The sequence below is a fragment of the Prauserella salsuginis genome (genome assembly GCF_024648885.1).
Taxonomy (GTDB): domain Bacteria; phylum Actinomycetota; class Actinomycetes; order Mycobacteriales; family Pseudonocardiaceae; genus Prauserella; species Prauserella salsuginis.
Window position 1 is genome coordinate 284,218 of the sequence record NZ_JANBBF010000010.1, and the last position, 20,096, is coordinate 304,313.

Sequence of the window (20,096 nt, forward strand, 5' to 3'; positions counted from 1 at the left end):
CACGCCGTGGAGTACCAACTGTCGGCAGAGCTCACCGCCCCGGAAGACGGCCCTGACCTGGACCCGCTCCAGCAGGTCGGCGTGGTGGCGCTGCTCGACACGCGGCTGTCCCGCCTGGCCGGGATCGAAGGGCCGGACGGTGTCGAGATCACGCCCGTCGAACACGCCGTGCACGCGCACCTCGGCGGGGCGAACGTCAGCTGGCTGCTCGACGCGCCCGCGCTCGTGTTCGCCGAGGACGCCACGCGTGCCGTGCTGGAGCAGCTCCTGGAAGAGACCGAACTGCTCCGTGGCTGGCAGGTCAAGCACTGTGCCGTCACGGCCACGGATGACCAGCTCGAAAGCGCGCTCGCCGCGTCGGCCGAAACCGGCGACGACGGCGTCATCGAGATCGACCCGGCCGACCAGCTCGAACTCGCCGAGCGCAGGCAGCGGCTCCTCGACGCGTCCGAGTACCTGCGCGCGTTCGGCCTCGACGCGTTCGGTTTCACCGACGGCGGTGACGTCACCGAGCAGGAGGCCCGCTACGTCGCGGGCGCGGTGATGCACGGCGTCGAGATGGTCACCGACGAACTGTTCGGCGACATCCAGCTGCTCGAGGACGAGGACGGCACCGCCGTCGACGTCGAGGCGCTCTGGGTGATGGACGAACTGCCCCAGCAGTACGCCGACCAGTACACCGCGCTGTTCGCCAAGCAGCTGCTCGTGACGACCGCGATCCTCGGCTACCGCCTCACCCAGGAGGAATGGACGGCCCCGCTGTGCCTGGCCGAGGCGCTCGCGCTGCACGTCGTCAAGTCGCGGGCCGAGCTGGAACTCGACCTCGCCGACGCCATGCCGGAGGAGCGCGCCGCGGAGATCTTCGCCCACTTCGACGACCACGCGTTCGCCGACGGGGCCCACGAGGAGCTCTACGACGTCTCCGACCTCGACGCCTTCGACTCCGACGTCATCACCTGGTTCCGCCCCGACCCGCGGTACAACGACACCGCCGGCCTCCACCCGTACCTCACCGACGAGGACTGAGCGCGCCGTTCGCGCCCCCAGGGGCACTTTGGTCGCACTCAATGCCACCAAAGTGCCCCTGGGGGCACCGGCTCGCCGCGGTCACAGCTTCGTCGGGATGAAGAACCACAGGGTCGAGAACAGGCCGCCGACCAGGACGAGGGCCACGCCCATCAATACCGGCCCGTAGACCACCTTGGCGATCAGCCCGACGGTGAGCGTCACCGCGATGGCCAGGCACACCAGCCCCGCGATGACCAGGCGATTCCCGACGCGCAGGATCGCCTGCCTGCGTCCGGCGCGGAACAGCATGCGGTGCCAGGCCGCGGGCGCGGTCAGCATGGCCGTCGCCGCGGCCGCGAACAGCACCGTCACCAGGTGCAGGATCTTCTCGAATCCACTGGCCTCACGGAACTGCGCCGTGAACGCCACCGCGAGCAGGAAGCCGAACAGGATCTGCACCCCGGCCTGAGCCACCCGAAGCTCGCCGAGCAGCTCGTTCACGTTCCGCGTCAGCCGCTGGTGGTGCGGCTCCGCACCGGCGTCATGCTGCGCATCGGACCTGTGCTGTGTATCCGACCTGTGCTGGGCATCGGGGCCGTGCTGCGCGCCGGGGTGCTGCGTCGCCGTGACGTAGTGCTGGGCGGCGGGAGGCTGTGCGGTGGTGTGGTGCTGTGCGGTGGTGTCGTGCTGCGCGCCGGGTTTCACCTGCGCGCCCGGGTTCTGCTGGGCAGCGGGGCCGTGTTCCACACCGGGGTCGTGCCCGGCGCCGGATCCGCCGCCGCGCGCGTCCGCTCCCGGGCCGTTCACTCCGAGCCCCCTACTCCCGGCCGCCTGTCGATACGGGTTCGGGCGGGACGACCACCGGGCGCCGCTTGGCGGCCCGTTCGTGCCAGCCCAGCGCCGTCACTGCGGCGACCACCACGACGAGGCCGGCCCACTGCGTCGCGGTCATGGTCTCGTCCAAAAAGGACACGCCGATGACGACGGCCGTCGCCGGATAGGCGAGTTCGGCCAGCGTCGCACGCGCGGCCGGTGTCGCGCGCAGACCCGTGTAGTACAGGCTCAGCGCGAACAGGCCCGGAATCAGCGCGAGCAGTCCGAGCCCCACGGCGTTGTCCCAATCCACCGTGTACGGGTTCCCCTGTGCGGCGACGATAATCGCGGCGACCGGCAGTCCCACGGTGAACCGCAGGGTCGTGACGTCCCGTGACGGCAGGCTTGTCGACACCAGCCGTCCCAGCACCGTGCCCGCGGCCCACAGCGCCGCTGCGCCGAGCGCGAGCAGCGCCGCACGCAACGCGCTGAACTCGATGTCCAGCGGGTCGGCGAAAGCCAACAGCCACGCGCCCGCGATCGCGGGAACCGCGAACAGCGCGTAGCCGCTGCGCAGTCGTTCGCCCAGCACGGCCCACGCGGCCAGCACCGCGAACACCGGTTGCAGCTTCTGCAGCACCAGCGGCGTGATCGCATCGCCCGTCTGGAACGCCGCGGTGAACAGTGCCGTGGCCAGTGCGGAGGATCCGCCGCCGATGATCAGTACCGCCAGCCACACCCGCGGACCGCAGCGTGCCAGCGCTCGCACCGCACGCGGCACGAACGGCGACAGCACCGCGACGATGATCAGGTGCTCCCAGAACACGACCGTGCCGGACGGCAGGTCCGCCGCGAGCGGTAGCCGGAGGAGCCCGTCGGTGCCCCACAGTGCCGCCGCCACCGCCACGAGCCACGTCCGGTCCGTGGGGCGGCCGGCCGGACCGGCTGTGCCTGAGGTCGATACGTCCGCCGTAGTCACGCGTGCCAGATTACGGCCGGACGCCGATAACAAACGTGTCCGTGTCACGCAGTGAGATCGCCCGACCGTGTCAATCGACTTGTGGTCGATAGCGCGATGAGGTTAAGGACGAGCCATGAAACGACTCCCCGTTACCCTTGCCCTGGCATCGGCCGTCGCTCTGGCGGGTGCCGGCACCGCTGCCGCTGCCCCGGCTGCCGCCGAGCCTGCGCAGTCCCGCTCCGCGGTGGCGTTCGCGCACGGCACGTTCGCCCCGTACGTCGACGGTGCCACGGCCGCGACGTACGACCTCGACAGCGTGCCGTCGGGTGCTCGCGCGTCGGTGTTCTCGCTATCGAACGGCGGTGTCGGCACCACCACGAAACTCGCAGTCTCCGGGCTGCAGCCGGACCGGCACTACGGCGCGCACGTTCACGACAACCCCTGCGGCCCGAGTGGCGACGACGCGGGCCCGCACTTCCAGTACGTGCAGGACCCGAACCAGCCGTCGACCGACCCCGAGTACGCCAACCCGGACAACGAGGTCTGGCTCGACTTCACGACCAATTCGCACGGCACGGGATTCGCGTCGTCGCATGTGGACTGGTCGTACGGCGACCGCAGGCCGGCATCCGTGGTGATCCATGAGCACCACACGTCGACCGAACCCGGCGAGTCCGGCGACGCGGGGGCGCGGCTGGCCTGCATCAACGTCGACCTCTGACGCTCGCGCCGGCACCACCCGCCCACCCGCCGTGTTGCGCTCTCGCGCGTGTTCTGCACTCGTGACGCCGTGTCCTGCGCTCAGTACCGCGAGTGCTGCGCTCAGGACACGGCGGCGGCACGGTCGGCGCTCACGGCGTCTCCTCACGCTCGTCGTAGGTGGCGCGGGCGGCGGCGATCGCGCCGGCGTGACGCTGTGCCCATGACGTCAGGTCGGCGAGTGTGTGGTGCAGCTCGCGCGCCATATCGGTGAGCGTGTACTCGACCTTCGGCGGCACCGTCGGATAGACGGTCCGCACGAGCAGGCCGTCACGTTCGAGGTTCGGTGAACCGCACCGGTCCCTGTGCCGCCGCGACGAGCACGCCGACGCTCCATTTGCCCGCGACGTGGTCGAGTACCTCGTTGGTCGGGCACGCGTGCTCGACGCTGCTGCGGACCGTGCCCGCCCGTTGCAGGTCGGGCGGTTACGCGTGGCGTCGGCTACATCGGCCGAGGTCGCCGCTGCCCTCGTCGCAGGCGGCGACGGCCGATCTGGAGCGAAGGCCGACCCGGAGCGTCGACCGGCCGGCCGGGGTGGCAGGTGGTGACGGCTAACCTGGAGGCATGACCGCCACCTTGACGACGCCTGCGTTGCAGGTCGGCCCGTACCGGGTCGACCCTCCCGTCGTGCTCGCTCCGATGGCGGGCATCACCAACGTCGCGTTCCGGAAGCTGTGCCAGGAGTACGGCGCAGGACTGTACGTGTGCGAGATGATCACCGCTCGCGCCGTCGTCGAGCGTCACCCCGGAACGATGCACATGATGACCTTCGGCGAGCGCGAGTACCCGCGGTCGATGCAGCTCTACGGCGTGGACCCGGAGACGATGCGCGAAGCCGTCAAGATCATCGTCGGCGAAGGTCTCGCGGACCATATCGATCAGAACTACGGCTGCCCCGTGGCCAAGGTGACGCGGAAGGGCGGCGGTTCGGCGCTGCCGTACAAGCGGAAGCTGTTCGGCAACATCGTGCGCGCCTCGGTGGAGGCCGCCGAGCCCGCCGGTGTGCCGGTGACGGTGAAGTTCCGCGTCGGCATCGACGACGACCACCACACCTACCTCGACGCGGGCCGCATCGCCGAGGCCGAGGGAGCCGTTGCGGTGTCGCTGCACGCGCGCACCGCCGCGCAGCGCTACTCGGGCAAGGCCGACTGGTCGCACATCGCGCGGCTCAAGGAAACCGTGACCAGCATCCCGGTCCTCGGCAACGGCGACATCTTCACCGCGGGCGACGCCATGCGCATGGTCGACGAGACCGGCTGCGACGGCGTGGTCGTCGGCAGGGGATGTCTCGGCAGGCCGTGGCTGTTCGGCGAGCTGGAGGCGGCGTTCCAGGGCAGGCCGGCGCCGGAGCCGCCGAACCTCGGCGAGGTTGCGCGTGTCCTGCGCAGGCACACCGAGCTGCTGATCGAGCACGACGGCCACGACAAGGCCATGCGCGACATCCGCAAGCACATGGCCTGGTACTTCATGGGGTTCCCGGTCGGATCGGAGCTGCGGCGTTCGTTCGCCACGGTGTCGTCGCTGGAGCAGCTCGACGATCTGATCGGCAAGCTGGACCACGACGCGCCGTTCCCCGCGGACGCACTCGGCCCGCGCGGGCGGCAGGGGTCGCCCGGCAAGGTCACGTTGCCGCACGGCTGGCTCGACGACCCCGACGACCCGTGCGTGCCCGAGGGCGCCGACATGATGCATTCCGGCGGCTGACGACAGCGCTCCGACTGAGGGTGCTGCTCCGACTGACAGCGCGCCGACAGCACCGCGAGGTACGGCTCCCGGAGTCGGTCCGTAGACCTGCCAGGATGCCGGGATGTCGACCTCTCGGGATGCCGACCTCCCGGGATGCCGGAGTGTCGAGGCGCCGGGGTGTCGGAGTCCTCAACCCAGGAGGTGGGGCCGTCGCCCCATCGGGGTCGCAGGGATGTCGGGTCCGCTCGTGAGAGGAAGATTCCGGGCTCGCTCCCTCCCGTCAGCCTGACCACCAACCCACACGGGCACGCTGGCGCGTGGCTGTGTTCGATGCCCCGAAGGTGCCCTCGGGGGCGCTGAGCCGCGTGGGACAGCTGAATCGCTGCGGAAAAACAAGTGGAGTTCAGTCAGTGCATGAGGCGGTAGACTCCGCAGGATGGGAAAGCGGCAGTACGGACAGTTCTGCGGGCTCGTTCGCGCCGTTGAGCTGGTCGGGGAACGGTGGGCGCTGCTGATCGTGCGCGATCTGCTCGTCGCGCCGAAGCGCTACACGGACCTGAAACGCGGCCTGCCGCGCATCCCTACGAACGTTCTCTCGGCGCGGCTGAAGGAACTCGAGACCGCCGGGATCGTCGAGCGCCGGCTGCGGCCGCGCCCCGACGGTTCCGTCGAGTACGCCCTCACCGAGTACGGCGCCGACCTCGAAGACGCCGTGCTCGCGTTCGGCCGGTGGGGCGCACGTGCGCTCGGCGAACCCGGCCCCGACGAGATCATCACGTCGGACTCGCTGGTCATCGCGCTGCGGACGGCGTTCCTGCCCGAGGCGGCGGCGGAGGAGGCCGACGCGACCTACGAGATCCGTCTCGGTGACGTCGTCGTGCACGCCCGCGTCGACGGCGGTGAACTCGTCGCGGGGACCGGCGAGGCCGACGGTGCCGACCTGGTCATCGAAACCGGCCCTGCGTTCCGCGCACTGCTCGCCGGTGAGCTCGCGCCGGACGACGCGGTCGCCGACGGCAGCGTGGCGATCACCGGGCCGAAGGAGCTGCTGGCCGCGTTCACCCGGTCGTTCCGCATCTGATCGCGCCCGTTTCGTCCGTTCCGTGGTCGGCGGCGGGTTCCGTCCGTGGCGGCGAGTGACGCCGCTCGTCCTGTCGAGCGATTTTCGCGTTCGGCGAGTCCCGGTGGCTCAAGCGGCGCCTCTCTCCTGTCGACATCCCTGTATGGGGTTCGACGCTGTTGGAGGTGACGCGGTGACACCCGCCGAACCCGTCCACGACGCCGCCGCGCTGGTCGACGCCCACGAATCGCTCGCCGACGCCTTCGCCGAGCAGGGCGACTGGCGCAGCGCGTACGAGCACCTGCGTGCGGCGCTCGGCCACGCCCGGAACCTGCCCGTCGCGGCGCGTATCCCCGAGCAGTACCGCCGCGAGGTCGAGCAGTTGCGCCACGAGAGCCTGACCGACGCGCTCACCGGCGTGTACAACCGCCGCTATCTCGACCGCACCCTGCCGTGGCTCGAACCCGTCGCCGTGGCGCTGGTCGACCTCGACGAGTTCAAGGGTGTCAACGACCGGTTCGGGCACGAGGTGGGCGATCGGGTGCTTCGGCAGGTGGCGCGGATCCTCCGGCGGTCGCTGCCTCCCGGTGGATTCTGTGCGCGCTACGGCGGTGAGGAGTTCGTGTTGGTGGTGCCCGTGACGTCGCAGCCAACCGTCGCGGCGATCGTCGAGCGCGCGCGGATGCGGGTCGAACAGTTCCCGTGGCGCACGGTCAGGCCGGAGCTGACGGTCACGATCAGTGCGGGCGTCTCACCCGCCGACGGCGACGCCGAGACCCGCCTACGCATTGCGGACGAGCTGCTCTACCAGGCGAAACGAGAGGGCCGCAACTCGGTGGCGCTGGACCGCGGTGATGCGTCCCGCGTGACACGTACCCTCAGTACGCATTCCGCTCGACCGCATTCGTGAAGCCGCTCCAGCTACTTCCCGGTTGCGGGATCGGAGACGTCATGCACCGCAACTCTGTGTAAAAAGTTCGGGCCTTGGTGTCGTCACGAAAGAGGGACGTCCGTACGATAGCGCACACTGCCGGAGAGCCGATCACGCCACGGTCGCGGACATGTCGCGAAAGCGGCATGTGACCAGGTGTTTCTGGGGAAGGAGTGGGCGCGTGTCCGACGAGCACGGCTCGCCTGCCTCGCGCCACGCCCAGGCCGCCGCCGACCAGATCGCCGAATGGCGCCGCCGCGCAGAACGGAACCGCGCCGACTCCGAACGCAGGCGCCGGCGTTCCCTCGAAGGGGACGGCGGCACGAGCGTGTCCGAACTGCTGGCCAAGACCGGTTACAACCACCAGGCAGGCAGGCTCTCGCACGCCACGGACGACCCGGAGGGTCCTGAACACGACCGTATGCCGGGGCCGCCCGCGGCGTCGGCGGCTCCTCCTGGAGGTCAGCGCGGACCTTCGCGTCCAGGGTCGCCTGCCGAACCCTTCGAACCCTTCGCGTCCGCCGAACCGGGTGAGCGGTTCTCGCCGCCTCGCAACGGGCACGGTGTTCAGGGTGGGCGCGGTGCGCCGGACAGGCGCGGTGCGCCGGACAGGCGCGGTGCGCCGGACAGGCGCGGTGCGCCGGTCGGCCGCGGCGCCCCCGACGATCGCGGTGCACCCGACCCGCGCCCGGACTCCCGGCCCGAGCGGGCCGCCGAGGCCCCGCTTCCGCCCGCACCGCCGCGGCGGGACACGAGGCCGCCGGAACAGCCCGGCCAGGCGGCACATCCCGGTCCGCCGGAATCGTCCGAACGGCCGCGGCCCGTGCCGGGGCACTCCTCACTCGCCGACTCGCCGCCACGGCGCCCGCAGTCGCCCCCGTCGTCGCCTGCTCCGCCCGGGCCGTCGGCACCCGCACCTGCCCCGCCCGGGGCTTCCACCCCCGGGCCGTCCGCCCCCGGTTCGTCGATGCCTCCTCCGGAGCCGGTTCGTCCGCCGGAGCCGGACGAACCGCGACCACGCGCGCCCCGTCCGGCACCCGCGACGCGGCGGCCGCGGGGCGAGCCCGCCGAGCCGCAGTCGCCGCGGGAACGGCCCCGTGACCCGCGCGCTCCCCGTGAGGACGGAGTCGCGGCTCCCGGCCCGGTGGCCCCGGACGGTCCCCCTCCGGCAGGTCAGCGTCCCCCGAACCCGTCCGGGCAGCGCACGCCCCAACACTCCGGCCCGAACCCGCGGCCGGTCCCGCCCGCTCACCCGCCCGCCGCGCCGGGGCGGCCCGCTCCCGTGCCCGCCGACGCTCCGGCGCCGCACGACGTACCCGACAGGTCCGGCACGCAGCACCGGCCCCCGGACCAGCCCCTGGACCGGAGCCGGCCGGCCGTCGCGCCGCCCGCCGCGGCCTCACCGGGTGTTCCCGGCAAGCCCGGCGTCTCGGCCTCGCCCGGCGGCTCCGGCGAGCCCCGGAGTCTTGGTGAGCCCCGGAGTCCTAGAGATGCCCGGGGTCCCGATGGGCCCAGGGCGCCCGGAACGCCCGGAGTGTCTGGAGCGCCTGGAACGCCCGGAGCTCCCGTGCCGCCGGAGGCGGCCGGTCCCGCGCCCGGGCGCAGGGAGATCGACGAGCCGGCCCATGGGCCGCAGCGCAGGCCGGGGCCGCCGCCCGCGCGGCCTCGTCACCACACCGAACCGCACCCCGATGGCGGACCGCGTCCCACCGGCCCTCCTCAAGGCATGCCTGCCGGCGGTGCGGGCGTGCGCCGCCCCGATCCCCGCCCTGAGCCGCCACGGCCCGAGTCGCTCCGTCCGGAGGCACCGCGTCCGGAGGCACCGCGGCCCGAGTCGTCACGCCGTCCGGAGACACCTCGTCCGGAGACACCTCGTTCGGAGGCACAGGCACAGGCACAGGCACAGGCACAGGCACAGCGGCGTCCGGCTCCGGAGCCCGAACCGCCGACCGTGTTCGGGGCCGTCGCGTCCGTGCTCGACGGCGGTCTGAGCGCCGATATCGGAGGTGGGAAGCGCGACGACGGCGAGCGCAGTGAGCCCGCAGCCTCCCGTGCTGCCACGGCCTCCCGCTCCGCCACGTCTCACAGCGCAGCCGCAGCGCACAGCGCAGCCATGCCACAAAGCGCAGCCGCAGCGCACGGCGCAGCCGCAGCGCACAGCACCGGGGCGTCCGACGGCGTCGGAGCTGTTCCTCGGCCCGGCCCAGGCCGTGGGCTTCGTAGAGGTGATCGGCCGGATCCGCCGCGTCCGCGCAAGCCGGCGACCCCGCCGCCCGCCGCACCGCCGCCCGCCGCACCGCCGCCCGCCGCACCGCCGCCCGCCGCACCGCCGCTCACCGGACCCGCACCCGGTGATCCGGAGCCCGGCGAGCCGGAGCCGGCCGGACCCGCCGACGAGCCCGGCCGGGCCGCTCCCGCCCCGCCGCGTCCGCGCAGGCCGCTCGCGCCCCGCAGGGAAGGCGAGGAAGACCGGCTCTCGATGACCGACCAGATGGAGCCGGTCGACGAGCAGACGCAGTACAAACGCAAGATCGACAACACGCTCGCCCGGTTCTCCGCAGCGCACGACGAGCTCGAGGCCGAGGAGAGCGAGCGCCGCGCGCGCAAGGAACGACTCGCGGCGCGGATCGAGCACACGCGCACGAAGCTCCAGGCGGTCGTCACCTCGAAGATCGGCGGACGCGGATCCGCGGTGTCCCGAGACCGCGAGTCAGGCGGCGAGGCCGGAGCGGGTGCCGACCGCGCCGAGCTGGACGGGGCCGACCCCGAGCAATCCGACCCCGAGCAATCCGACCCCGAGCAATCCGACACCGGACACGCCGAAGCCGGACACGGCGACGAGGACACGCCCTCGCGCACCCGGCTGCAGGAGAAGAAGAAGCGCAAGAACGACCGTGCGCGCCTGGCGAGCAAAACGCTGGCGATCGTCGCCGCGGCGCTGGTCTTCCTCGCCACGGGTGCGGCGTGGGGTGCGAAGACGTGGTTCGACTCGAAGTTCAACCAGATCGCCGCGCTCGACGAGAACTCGGCGCACATCATGCCCGGTCAGATCGGTGACGAGAACTTCATCGTCCTCGGCTCGGACACCCGTGAGGGTGCGGAGGCCGAGGAGGACGTCGGCACGGCCGCCGACGTCGGCGGAGCTCGGTCGGACACGCTGATGGTGGCGCACGTGCCGGAGGACCGCAGTCGTGCTGTCGTCGTGTCATTCCCCCGTGACCTGGAGATCTCCCGGCCTGCATGCGAGCGGTGGGACTCGGACTCCGGACGGTACGGCGAGGTGATGCCCGCCGCCGATCAGGTCAAGATCAACACGGCGTTCTCGGTCGGCGGGCCGAAGTGCGTGACGAAGGTGGTCCAGGAACTCACCGGGATGAAGATCAACCACTTCGTCGGCATCGACTTCCACGGCTTCAAAGGCATGGTCGACGCCGTCGGCGGTGTCAACGTGCAGATCGACAAGCCGATCGTCGACGAGACGCTCGGCAAGGTCGTCACGGAGACCGGGAACGTGAAGCTCAAGGGCGACCAGGCGCTCAACTACGTCCGCGCGCGGAAGGTGTACAGCGATCCGACGTTCTCGGACTACGGCCGCATGGAGCGGCAGCAGAAGTTCCTCTCGTCGCTGCTCGACACCACGCTCTCGAGCGACGTGCTGTTCAACACCGGCAAGCTGAGCAGGTTCATCGACGCGTTCACGCGGTCGACGTTCGGCGAGGGCATCGGCGTCGATCAGATGCTGACGCTGGCGCAGTCGATGCGCGGCTTCGACGCGGGCAAGGTCGAGTTCCTGACCGTGCCCACTGTCGGCGAGGCCAACGAACGCGGCAACGAAGTGCTGCTCGAAGGGGACTCGCAGGCGCTGTTCGACGCCATCATCGACAACACGCCGCTGCCGGGCGACGAGGCGTCGGCCGATGGGCCGCCCTCGGGTGACGGTTCGTCGGGTGGTCAGCCCGAGCCCGACGAGCAGCAGGCCGCGGAGCAACCGGCCAGCGCCTCGGCCCCCTGACCCGCCGGCGCGGCGGTGCGCGGGCGGCATCGAGCCGCCCGGGAGTTCTCACCGAGCTGTCGGTCCGCGTTCACCGACGGTTCAGATCTGGATTCGGCGTTAGGCCATCGCGGGCCGTAGAGTCAGCCGTATGCGGGACGCCTACAACCTCGAACTCGACAATCTCCGTGCTCAACTGGGTGACATGGTCCAGCTGGTGGCCGAAGCGATGGAGCTCGCGACGCGATCGCTGCTGCACCAGGACCTCGAAACCGCCGAGCAGGTCATCAGCGACGACGTGAAGGTGGACGACGCCCGGTCGGCGGCCGAGGAGAAGGCCTACGGCCTGCTCGCGCTGCAGGCCCCGGTCGCGACGGACCTGCGCATCGTCGTCGCGTCGCTGCACGCGGCGGAGAGCATTGAGCGGATGGGTGACCTGGCGCTGCACGTCGCGAAGGCCGCCAGGCGCAGGCACCCGGAACCGGTGCTGCCGCCCGACGTGCGGCCCGCGTTCGAGCGGCTCGGCGACGTGGACGTCCGCCTGGCCCGCAAGCTCGAGCGGGTCGTGCGGGGCGACGACGCGGAGGCCGCCAAGAGCCTCGAGGACGACGACGACGAGGTGGACGAGATTCACCGCAACCTCTTCACCGTGATCATGGACCGGGACTGGCAGCACGGTGTGTCCCCCGCTGTGGATCTCACGTTGCTGAGCCGGTTCTACGAGCGTTACGCCGACCACGCGGTCTCCGTGGCGCGCCGGATGCTGTTCGTCGTCACGGGGCGTATGCCAAATCACAGTGCCAGCGACGTCTGATCGACTGGCCCTAATCCGCTCGGGCTACACGTTGGACACGTGCCGTATGACCTGCGCATGTATTGCCGACAACAGTCAGTCACCCCTTGGTGATGTCGCTGTGACGTCGTCGGGACAACACGCCTCGTTCACCTTTCGTTCATTCGCTTCATGAAGCGGTGTCATGTCCCGCCCATAGCGTTCGACGCGGCACAAACCCCGAGCGGCGGCAGGAGCTCTGCCGCACCAGAACCCCGGAAGAGGTCAACTGTGAAGCGTTCCACCCTGGGCCGCGCCTTTGTTCTGCCGACGACGGCCGCGCTCGCGTTCGGTCTGGTCGCCTGCGGCTCCGCCAACGAGGAAGGGGCGGCGAGCGGCCCCACCATCAACGGTGCGGGTGCCAGTTCCCAGGAGGCGGCGCAGAGCGCGTGGCGTACCGGCTTCCTGGAGAGCAACGACGGAATGATCAACTACGACCCGGTCGGCTCGAGCGGTGGTCGGGAGCAGTTCACCAACGGCGGTGTGGACTTCGCAGGCTCCGACGCCTACCTCGACGACAAGGAGGTCAAGGCCGCGCAGGAGCGTTGCGGTGAGGGTGGCTTCGTCGAGGTTCCCGCCTACGTCTCCCCGGTCGCGCTGATCACCAACATCGAGGGTGTCGACAGCATCAAGCTGAAGCCGGAAACGATCGCCAAGATCTTCAACCAGAAGATCACCAAGTGGAACGACCCGGAGATCGCGGCCTCCAACGAGGGCGTCGACCTGCCGGACACCAGGATCGTCCCGGTGAACCGTGCCGACGGCTCCGGCACCACCGAGAACTTCGTCGAGTACCTCAAGGAAGCAGCGCCCGAGCAGTGGCCGCACGAGGTCAGCGACGAGTGGCCGGTGTCGGGTGGCGAGGCCGCGCAGGGCACCTCCGGTGTCGTCCAGGCCGTCAAGAACGGCAACGGCACCATCGGTTACGCCGACGCCAGCCAGGCCGGCGACCTGACGACCGTCGAGGTCGGTGTCGGTGACGAGTTCGTCAAGTACTCGCCGGAGGCCGCGGCCGCCGTGCTCGACGTCTCCGAGCGGGTCGAGGGCCGCGGCGAGAACAGCTTCGCCTTCGACCTGGCCCGCGACACCAAGGAGTCGGGCACTTACCCGATCGTGCTGGTCTCCTACGTCCTGGCCTGCAGCAACTACGACAATGCTGACAAGGCCACCATGGTCAAGGACTACCTGAACTACATGATCAGCGCCGAGGGCCAGAAGGCAGCCGAGGAGCAGGCGGGTTCCGCGCCGATCTCCGACGACCTGCGCTCGAAGGTGCAGCCGGCCGTCGAGTCCATCGGCTCGGCGAACTCCGGCAGCTGACACCCGTCGGCAATAGTCGCGAACGCGACAACGGGCGACCCCGAGTGGTGTCCCCGCACGGTCCGGGTGGTCTCCTCGACGATGAGGTGACCACCCGGACACACGCGTGTCAGGAGACTTGTTCGTGAGCCGGTTTGTGGCCCACCGCGGCGGCCGAACGCAAGAACGGAAGGAATAGAACGTGGCTTCCAGTACCGAGGCCCCGCCCCGGAAGAACCGGGTGCCGCGACGCCCGGGCGATCGCATCTTCGCCGGTGTTTCGACCGGGTCCGGTGTGCTGATCCTCGTGGCGCTCGCGGGTGTCGCGGTCTTCCTGGTGACGGAGGCCTGGCCGGCGCTCACGGCGCCCGCCGAGGACATCCCCGGTGGCCAGGGACTCGTCGTCTACATCTGGCCGCTGCTGTTCGGCACGCTGATCTCGGCGGTGCTCGCGCTGGTCATCGCCGTTCCGCTCGCGGTGGCGATCGCCCTGTTCATCACGTATTACGCACCGCGCAGCATCGCGAAGGCCCTTGGCTACATCATCGACCTGCTCGCCGCGGTGCCGAGCATCATCTTCGGCCTCTGGGGCATGAACGTGCTCGCGCCCGTCACGGTCGACCCGGCGTCGTGGCTGTCCCAGCATCTCGGCTGGATCCCGTTCTTCGCGGGTCCGCCGTCGTCGACGGGCCGCACCATGCTGGTGGCGATCATCGTGCTCGCCGTGATGGTCCTGCCGATCATCACCGCCGTCGTGCGCGAGGCGTTCACGCAGACCCCGCAGCTGCACCAGGAGGCCGCGCTCGCCATCGGCGCCACCCGGTGGGAGATGATCCGCATGGCCGCGCTGCCGTTCGGCCGCTCCAGCATCATCGGCGCCTCGATGCTCGGCCTCGGCCGCGCGCTCGGCGAGACGATGGCCGTCGCGATGGTGCTGTCGGCGTCCGCGGGTGGCATCACGTTCAACCTGATCAGCAGTGAGAACCCGCCGACCATCGCCGCGAACATCGCGCTGCAGTTCCCCGAGGCGACCGGCGTCGGTATGCACACGCTGATCGCGTCCGGTCTCGTGCTGTTCGCCATCACGCTGGTCGTGAACATGATCGCCCGCGCGGTGATCAACCGGCGCAAAGACTTCGACGGAGCCAACTGATGTCCACCTCGCTCACGACTCCCGAACGGGACCCGGATCTGCACACGCCGCTCGGCGGGGTGTCGCTCACGGCCGGTCAGCTGCCGCGTGGCGCCGCGCCGGGCACGCTCGTCGCGGCCGCGGTGGCGGGCCTGCTGCTGTGGCTGCTGGCCGGCTGGGCCGTCGTGCCGTGCGCACTGCTCGCCGCGGCCTCCTACGTGGTGATCGTCTACACCTGGTCGCGCGCTGTCGAAGGGCCGCGCAAGGCCACCGACCGGTTCGTCACGGCGCTCGTCTCCGGCGCGTTCCTGCTGGCGTTGCTGCCACTCGTCTCGGTGATCGTCACCGTGGTGTCGCGGGGTGCGGCGCGGTTCGACGCCGAGTTCTTCACGAACTCGATGCTCGGCGTCACCGGCGAAGGCGGCGGCATCTACCACGCGATGATGGGCACGCTGATCATCACGGGGCTCGCCACGCTGATCTCGGTGCCGATCGGCATGCTCACCGCGATCTACCTCGTCGAGTACGGCCGCGGCAAGCTCGCCAAGGCCATCACGTTCTTCGTCGACGTCATGACCGGTATCCCGTCGATCGTCGCCGGTCTGTTCGCCTACGCGCTGTTCGTGATGATGTTCGGACCCGGCGTGCGGATGGGCTTGGCGGGTGCCGTCGCGCTCAGCGTGCTGATGATCCCGACCGTCGTGCGTTCCACCGAGGAGATGCTCAAGCTCGTACCGAACGAGCTGCGCGAGGCCTCGTACGCGTTGGCGGTGCCCAAGTGGCGGACGATCCTGAAGGTCGTACTGCCGACGGCACTGGCTGGTATCGCCACGGGCGTCACGCTCGCGATCGCCCGCGTGATCGGTGAAACCGCGCCACTGCTGGTGACCGCGGGCCTCACCGACGGCGACAACTTCGATCCGACCGACGGACGTATGACGACCCTGTCGGTGTTCTCGTACTACGAGTATCAGAGCCCCGGTCTGTTCGCGGAGGCGTCGTTCGACCGTGCGTGGGGTGCGGCGCTGGTGCTGATGATCATCGTGATGCTGCTGAACCTCGTCGCCCGAGTCATCTCCAAGCTGTTCGCCCCGAAGACCCGCTGACGGCCCGGAAAGAGTAGGAAGTAACTGTGGCTAAGCGCATCGAGGTCAAGGACCTCGACATCTACTACGACAAGTTCCTCGCGGTGCAGGGCGTGTCGATGACGATCCAGCCGCGGTCGGTCACGGCGCTGATCGGGCCGTCGGGCTGCGGCAAGTCGACGTTCCTGCGCACGCTCAACCGGATGCACGAGCTCGTGCCGAACGCGCGCGTCGAGGGCTCGGTCGTCATGGACGACGACGACCTGTACGGGCCCAACGTCGACCCGGTGAACGTGCGTCGGCAGATCGGCATGGTGTTCCAGCGCGCGAATCCGTTCCCCACGATGTCCATCTACGACAACGTGGCTGCGGGCCTCAAGCTGAACAACAAGCGGCTGAAGAAGTCCGACATGGACGATCTCGTGGAGCGGTCGCTGAAGTCGGCCAACCTGTGGGAAGAGGTCAAGGACCGCCTGCACAAGCCGGGTTCCGGGCTGTCGGGTGGGCAGCAGCAGCGGCTGTGCATCGCGCGAGCCATCGCCGTGCAGCCCGAGGTGCTGTTGATGGACGAGCCGTGCTCGGCGCTCGACCCCATCTCCACGCAGGCCATCGAGGACCTGATGCTGGAGCTCAAGGCGAACTACACGATCGTCATCGTCACGCACAACATGCAGCAGGCCGCGCGCGTGTCCGACACCACCGGGTTCTTCAACCTGCAGGGCGTCGGCAAGCCCGGTGAGCTCGTGGAGATCGACGAGACGACGAGGATCTTCTCGACGCCGTCGCAGAAGGCCACCGAGGACTACATCTCGGGTCGCTTCGGCTGAGCCGCCGCCCCGGCTGCCCGGCTTCCCGCCGCCCGCCGTAAACAGTCGAGCACGCACTTCTGCGAGACCGCGCCTCGGTGCATGTCCTGTACTCAGGACGCCGTGTTGCGGGTTCCAGGGGCCGTGTTGCGCTTTCCGGGGCCCGTGTTGCGGGTCCCGGGGCTCGTGTGTTGCGCCCACCGTCGTCCGGTCGCACCCCTCATCGACGAGTTGCGCGCAGCTGTGTCCATGGGGCCGGGCTGCGGTGCCGGGCGCTGTTAGGCAGGGGCGAAAGCTCGGAGCGTCGCGTCGACGAGCGCGTCGGCGAAGGTGGCGTCGAGACCACCGGACCGGAGCAGCCAACGTTGAGTGAGCGGTGCGTAGAGCATGTCGAGCAGCAGGTCGAGGTCGGCGTCCCCGGCGAGCTGGCCTGCCTGCTGCGCGCTCCGCAGTCGCCGCAGTTTCGCCGCGCGAACGGGTGCGTCCATCTGCTCCCGGTAGGCCGTCGCGAGCTGCGGATCGTTCATGATCTCGGTGTGCAGTGCGCGAATGGGCGCTTGGAAGTCGTCGTCGGCGAACTCCTCGACCGTCGCCCGTAGGAGCGATTTGAGGTCCGTTCGGATGTCGCCGGTGTCGGGCAGTTCGATGTCGCCGGCGCTGTCCTGACTCAGGGCGAGCAGTGAGTCGAACACCACCGCCCCCTTCGACGGCCACCAGCGGTAGATCGTTTGCTTGCCGACTCCCGCTCGCGCCGCGATCCCCTCGATCGACAACTTTCCGTACCCGACTTCGGCGATGAGTTCCCTGGTCGCGGCGAGGATCGCCTGACGAGAACGTTCACTGCGACGGGGTCCCGACTCCGGTGCCATGGCGACATCGTACGGCGAAACGAGACGGTCCGTCTTGACAGCGAATGGCCGGAGGGCGGACTCTGGGTGCCATAACGAGACGGACCGTCTCGTCTCGTCTTGTCTCGTCATCGGAGGTAGGCATGTCCCGAAATTGGTTCATCACCGGTGCGTCCCGCGGACTCGGCCGGGCGTTCGCGGAGGCGGCGTTGGCGGCGGGAGATCGAGTGGTGGGCGTGGCTCGCGACGTCACTCCGTTGGCCGAGCTCGTCGCCCGAGCTGACGGCGCGTTGGCGACGTTCTCACTCGACGTGTCCGACCGGGCGGCGGTCCTGACCGGTGTGCGCAAAGCCTTCGACGAGTTCGACGGCATCGACGTGGTCGTCAACAACGCGGGCGGCGCGCTGCTCGGAATGGTCGAGGAGGTCACCGAGCAGCAGGTGCGAGAGCATTTCGACACGAACCTGTTCGGGGCGTTGTGGGTGTGCCAAGCGGTCGTCCCACTGTTGCGGGAGCAGGGCTCCGGTCACATCCTGCAGATCGCGACGATGCCGGGGGCCGGCGGCGGGTTCGCGTCGACGGGTCTCTACGGCGCGGGTAAGGCTGCGCTCGAGACGATCAGCGGCGCGCTCGCCATGGAGGTCGAACCGTTCGGGATCTCCGTCACGACCGTGCATCCCGGCGGATACGACACCGACCTGTTCGGCCGCGGGCTGACGACGACCGCCCCGAATCCGGCGTACGCGCCGCTGCGTGAACGCCTCGACGCGATGTTCGGCGAGGCCGAGGATTTCGATCCGGCGCGGGCGGCCGAGGTGCTGCTGAAGATCGTCGACCTCGACGAGCCGCCGCGGCGCATCATCCTCGGAGGTGCGGCCTACGACATGTCGATGGACATGTTCCGCGCGAGGACTGCCGAGTTCGCGAAGTGGGAGGCGTTGAGCAGGCAGGGTGATTGACAGGGAGTCCGGCGTGCAGATGCGCGCACGAACGCAACACGGGCCCTGGGGAACGCAACACGGCGGGTGCCGCCTGCGTCAGGTGCGGAGGAAACGTACGTGGGGGTGGCCTTCGGGGCTGCTCGTGACCTCGGCCTTGACGTTGTAGACCTGCAGGATCAGTTCCTCGGTCAGCACGTCCGCGGGGTTGCCCGTCGCGACGACGACGCCGTGATCGAGTAGGACGATCTCGTCGCAGTACATCGCGGCGAGGTTCAGGTCGTGCAGGGCGATCACGGACGTCACGGGCAGCGAGGCGAGCAGGTCGAGGAGTTCGAACTGGTGCTGCACGTCGAGGTGGTTGGTCGGCTCGTCGAGGAGCAGTTCCCGCGGGCGCTGGGCGAGTGCGCGGGCGATCTGCACCCGCTGGCGTTCGCCGCCGGAGAGGGTCTGCCACCGTTGCGCGGCCTTCGCCGTCATGCCGGTCTGTTCCAGCGCCTCGTGGACGGCCGCATCGTCGTCGGACGACGCCGCGAGCCACGCGCGCCGATGTGGCACCCGCCCGAGTCCGACGACGTCGCGCACCGTGAGCGGGATCTGCGTGTCGGAATGCTGTTCGACGACGGCGACCCGTTGCGCCAGCGTCCTTCTGGGCACGTCGGTCAACTCGCGACCGTCCACAGTGACCAGACCAGCCGACGGTTTCAGCACTCCGGCCAGCACCCGCAGCAACGTCGATTTGCCCGACCCGTTCGGCCCGAGGATGCCCACCGTCGAACCGTCGGCCGGGGCGACGCTCACGCCGTCGAGCACGAGCCCGCCGCCGAGCGACCGCGACACCCGCTCCGCGGCGAGGCCCACGTCGACAGGGTGATCCGTCATCGCGCTCCCCGGGAACCCGTCGCGGCCCGAGTCGTCGCCGCGTATCGCCGGTCCGTCATTGCGCACCTCGCGAGCGGTAGAGGATCAGCACGAACGCCGGTACGCCGATCAGCGCCGTGACGACCCCGACCGGCACCTCCTGCGGTTCCAGCACGGTCCTCGCGACGGTATCGACCCACACCAGCAGCACCGCCCCCGCCAGCGCGCTCACCGGCAGCAGCCGTGCGTGCCCGGGGCCGGTGACCAGCCGCGCGGCATGGGGCAGCACGAGGCCGACGAACCCGATCGCCCCGACGGAGCTGACGAGCACGGCCGTGAGCAACGCCGTCACCGACATCAGCACCACGCGGGTGCGCCCGACCGCGACGCCCAGCGTGGACGCCGCGTCCTCACCGAACGCGAACGCGTCCAGCGACCGCGCGTACCCGCCGCACACCAGGAGCGTTCCGGCGAGCACCACGGCGCAGGTCAGCACCTCGGACCAGCCCGCGTTCGCCAGCGACCCGAGGAGCCAGAACAGCACGCCGCGGGTGGTCTCGGCGTCGGCGGAGGTCAGCACGATGAACGACGTCAGTGCCGACAGCAGCTGCATCACCGCCACGCCGGAGAGCACAACGCGGTCCGTCGTGCCGCCGAGGGTGTGGCTGAGGGTCAACACCAGCGCGAACGAGGCCACCGCGCCGAGGAACGCCCCGCCGGACATGGACAGCACGCCACCGCTCACGCCGAGCACGACGACGAGCACCGCACCCGTCGATGCGCCCGACGACACCCCGAGCACGAACGGGTCGGCGAGCGGGTTGCGCAGCAGCGACTGCATCACGACACCGCACACCGCGAGGCCGGCGCCGCACACGGCGGCCAGCAACGTGCGCGGCAGGCGCAGGTCCCAGATGATGCCGTCGCGCAGCACCGACAGGGTCGGCTCGGCGAGTCCGACGCGGGACAGCAGTGTCGCCCAGACGTCGCTGACGCCGATGTCGGCCGGTCCGATCGTGACGGCCACTCCGATCGAGGCGAACAGCACGAGGCAGCCGCCGAGAAGCAGCAGCGGCAGTCGCGAC

At 70.2% G+C, this 20,096-nt stretch carries 16 protein-coding genes and 2 pseudogenes; 12 read left to right on the forward strand and 6 right to left on the reverse strand.

Annotation, left to right across the window (positions count from 1 at the left end; genetic code table 11):
- The first annotated feature begins 6 nt into the window (after window positions 1-6).
- Complete coding sequence (locus LY40_RS12505) at window positions 7-1,026, forward strand: hypothetical protein (RefSeq protein WP_183781801.1); 1,020 nt, start codon at window positions 7-9, stop codon at window positions 1,024-1,026.
- A gap of 81 nt (window positions 1,027-1,107) precedes the next feature.
- Here the strand turns inward: LY40_RS12505 and LY40_RS12510 are convergent.
- Window positions 1,108-1,539: pseudogene (locus LY40_RS12510) on the reverse strand (DUF6328 family protein); the annotation flags it as partial.
- 286 nt (window positions 1,540-1,825) lie between these two features.
- Window positions 1,826-2,728 carry a DMT family transporter gene (locus tag LY40_RS12515; RefSeq protein WP_183785273.1) on the reverse strand — a complete coding sequence of 301 codons (903 nt, stop codon included), beginning with the start codon at window positions 2,726-2,728 and terminating at the stop codon, window positions 1,826-1,828.
- Between the two features lie 187 nt (window positions 2,729-2,915).
- On the opposite strand from LY40_RS12515, the gene LY40_RS12520 reads away from it, so the two are divergent.
- Window positions 2,916-3,503: a superoxide dismutase family protein gene (locus LY40_RS12520; RefSeq protein ID WP_183781804.1), complete on the forward strand. Its 588-nt coding sequence runs from the start codon at window positions 2,916-2,918 to the stop codon at window positions 3,501-3,503.
- 130 nt (window positions 3,504-3,633) lie between these two features.
- On the opposite strand, the pseudogene LY40_RS12525 reads toward LY40_RS12520, so the two are convergent.
- Window positions 3,634-3,958: pseudogene (locus LY40_RS12525) on the reverse strand (winged helix-turn-helix transcriptional regulator).
- A gap of 148 nt (window positions 3,959-4,106) precedes the next feature.
- Between LY40_RS12525 and dusB the strand changes: the two are divergent.
- The 9 genes from dusB (at window position 4,107) to pstB (ending at window position 16,385) form a co-directional block, all read left to right on the forward strand.
- Window positions 4,107-5,246, forward strand: coding sequence for a tRNA dihydrouridine synthase DusB (dusB, locus tag LY40_RS12530; RefSeq protein WP_258936955.1), 1,140 nt, complete (start codon window positions 4,107-4,109; stop codon window positions 5,244-5,246).
- A 418-nt stretch (window positions 5,247-5,664) separates the two neighbouring features.
- Window positions 5,665-6,309 carry a winged helix-turn-helix transcriptional regulator gene (locus LY40_RS12535; protein ID WP_183781810.1) on the forward strand — a complete coding sequence of 215 codons (645 nt, stop codon included), beginning with the start codon at window positions 5,665-5,667 and terminating at the stop codon, window positions 6,307-6,309.
- 172 nt (window positions 6,310-6,481) lie between these two features.
- Window positions 6,482-7,198, forward strand: coding sequence for a GGDEF domain-containing protein (locus LY40_RS12540; RefSeq protein WP_258936956.1), 717 nt, complete (start codon window positions 6,482-6,484; stop codon window positions 7,196-7,198).
- A 2,500-nt stretch (window positions 7,199-9,698) separates the two neighbouring features.
- Entirely contained in the window at window positions 9,699-11,231 is a 1,533-nt protein-coding gene (locus tag LY40_RS12545; RefSeq protein WP_258936957.1) for an LCP family protein, read from the forward strand.
- A gap of 130 nt (window positions 11,232-11,361) precedes the next feature.
- A complete protein-coding gene (phoU, locus tag LY40_RS12550; protein ID WP_183781819.1) occupies window positions 11,362-12,024 on the forward strand; it encodes a phosphate signaling complex protein PhoU in 663 nt (220 codons plus the stop codon).
- A gap of 249 nt (window positions 12,025-12,273) precedes the next feature.
- The gene (gene pstS / locus LY40_RS12555; protein WP_258936958.1) at window positions 12,274-13,362 is read left to right on the forward strand and encodes a phosphate ABC transporter substrate-binding protein PstS; all 1,089 of its coding nucleotides are present in this window, start codon (window positions 12,274-12,276) and stop codon (window positions 13,360-13,362) included.
- A gap of 181 nt (window positions 13,363-13,543) precedes the next feature.
- A complete protein-coding gene (gene pstC, locus LY40_RS12560) occupies window positions 13,544-14,494 on the forward strand; it encodes a phosphate ABC transporter permease subunit PstC (RefSeq protein WP_258936959.1) in 951 nt (316 codons plus the stop codon).
- Window positions 14,494-15,579: a phosphate ABC transporter permease PstA gene (pstA, locus tag LY40_RS12565; protein WP_183781826.1), complete on the forward strand. Its 1,086-nt coding sequence runs from the start codon at window positions 14,494-14,496 to the stop codon at window positions 15,577-15,579. Before pstC ends, pstA begins: the two co-directional genes overlap by 1 nt.
- Window positions 15,580-15,605: 26 nt before the next feature.
- Complete coding sequence (pstB, locus tag LY40_RS12570) at window positions 15,606-16,385, forward strand: phosphate ABC transporter ATP-binding protein PstB (protein WP_183781829.1); 780 nt, start codon at window positions 15,606-15,608, stop codon at window positions 16,383-16,385.
- A gap of 257 nt (window positions 16,386-16,642) precedes the next feature.
- Here pstB and LY40_RS12575 read toward each other — a convergent pair whose 3' ends face one another.
- Complete coding sequence (locus LY40_RS12575; RefSeq protein WP_183781832.1) at window positions 16,643-17,233, reverse strand: TetR/AcrR family transcriptional regulator; 591 nt, start codon at window positions 17,231-17,233, stop codon at window positions 16,643-16,645.
- Between the two features lie 122 nt (window positions 17,234-17,355).
- Here LY40_RS12575 and LY40_RS12580 point away from each other — a divergent pair, with 122 nt between their 5' ends.
- Window positions 17,356-18,171 carry an SDR family NAD(P)-dependent oxidoreductase gene (locus LY40_RS12580; protein WP_258936960.1) on the forward strand — a complete coding sequence of 272 codons (816 nt, stop codon included), beginning with the start codon at window positions 17,356-17,358 and terminating at the stop codon, window positions 18,169-18,171.
- Between the two features lie 78 nt (window positions 18,172-18,249).
- On the opposite strand, the gene LY40_RS12585 is transcribed toward LY40_RS12580, so the two are convergent.
- Both LY40_RS12585 and LY40_RS12590 read right to left on the reverse strand, forming a co-directional pair.
- Window positions 18,250-19,032, reverse strand: coding sequence for an ABC transporter ATP-binding protein (locus tag LY40_RS12585; RefSeq protein WP_183781838.1), 783 nt, complete (start codon window positions 19,030-19,032; stop codon window positions 18,250-18,252).
- Between the two features lie 55 nt (window positions 19,033-19,087).
- On the reverse strand, window positions 19,088-20,083 hold the full coding sequence (locus tag LY40_RS12590; protein ID WP_221213156.1) for a FecCD family ABC transporter permease: 996 nt from the start codon (window positions 20,081-20,083) through the stop codon (window positions 19,088-19,090).
- Between the last annotated feature and the right edge of the window lie 13 nt (window positions 20,084-20,096).

Coding starts and splice junctions, on each gene's coding strand:
- LY40_RS12545 (WP_258936957.1), top strand. CDS start 9,699: ATGACCGACCAGATGGAGCCGGTCGACGAGCAGACGCAGTACAAACGC.
- LY40_RS12520 (WP_183781804.1), top strand. CDS start 2,916: ATGAAACGACTCCCCGTTACCCTTGCCCTGGCATCGGCCGTCGCTCTG.
- dusB (WP_258936955.1), top strand. CDS start 4,107: ATGACCGCCACCTTGACGACGCCTGCGTTGCAGGTCGGCCCGTACCGG.
- LY40_RS12585 (WP_183781838.1), bottom strand. CDS start 19,032: ATGACGGATCACCCTGTCGACGTGGGCCTCGCCGCGGAGCGGGTGTCG.
- pstA (WP_183781826.1), top strand. CDS start 14,494: ATGTCCACCTCGCTCACGACTCCCGAACGGGACCCGGATCTGCACACG.
- phoU (WP_183781819.1), top strand. CDS start 11,362: ATGCGGGACGCCTACAACCTCGAACTCGACAATCTCCGTGCTCAACTG.
- LY40_RS12535 (WP_183781810.1), top strand. CDS start 5,665: ATGGGAAAGCGGCAGTACGGACAGTTCTGCGGGCTCGTTCGCGCCGTT.
- LY40_RS12580 (WP_258936960.1), top strand. CDS start 17,356: ATGTCCCGAAATTGGTTCATCACCGGTGCGTCCCGCGGACTCGGCCGG.
- LY40_RS12575 (WP_183781832.1), bottom strand. CDS start 17,233: ATGGCACCGGAGTCGGGACCCCGTCGCAGTGAACGTTCTCGTCAGGCG.